1 protein-coding gene and 1 pseudogene are annotated in these 636 nt (G+C 67.5%); both read left to right on the forward strand.

Annotated features, from left to right (window positions below):
• Positions 1–436, forward strand: a 436-nt coding sequence (locus CCN35_RS27505; protein WP_107501114.1) for a heme-binding beta-barrel domain-containing protein, incomplete at its 5' end; no start/stop codon positions are given.
• A 53-nt stretch (positions 437–489) separates the two neighbouring features.
• Positions 490–636, forward strand: a pseudogene (locus CCN35_RS27510) (transcriptional repressor); the annotation flags it as partial.

Here is a 636-nt window from a genome sequence, read left to right on the forward strand (position 1 = left end):
CGGCCGGAACTTCCTGGAGTACCACTCCCGCACCTGGGTGCTGGACAAGGACGGCAACAAGGTCAAACCGCTGGAGTCCGAGTCCGGCTTCTGGCGCATCGACGCCGACCGCAAGGTCGAGGTCACGATGACCCGCAACGACGGCGTCGTCGAGATCTGGTACGGCGAGCTGGCCGCCGGGAAGCCGCAGATCGACCTGGTCACCGACGCGGTCGCCCGCACCGCCGGGTCCCGCCCCTACAGCGGCGGCAAGCGGCTGTACGGCTATGTCAAGGGCGACCTGATGTGGGTCGGCGAGAAGCAGACCCCCGAGGTCGCGCTGCGCCCCTACATGTCCGCCCAGCTGAAGAAGGTCGTCACTCCCGAGGAGGTCGAGCGCTGGGCCAAGTCGCTTCCGGACGACCTGCCCGACGACGGGATCGCCTTCTTCAAGTAGTACCTGCTCCGACTTCGAGCGGCACCTGCCCCGGGTGGTCCTAGACTCGTGGTGTGGTGAGCACCGACTGGAAGAGCGATCTCAGACAGCGCGGCTACCGGCTGACGCCGCAGCGACAGCTCGTGCTCGAAGCCGTGGACACCCTGGAGCATGCGACCCCCGACGCCATCCTCAACGAGGTGAGGAAGACGGCGTCGGGG

It is taken from the genome of Streptomyces thermovulgaris (genome assembly GCF_002155915.1).
Lineage (GTDB): Bacteria > Actinomycetota > Actinomycetes > Streptomycetales > Streptomycetaceae > Streptomyces > Streptomyces thermovulgaris.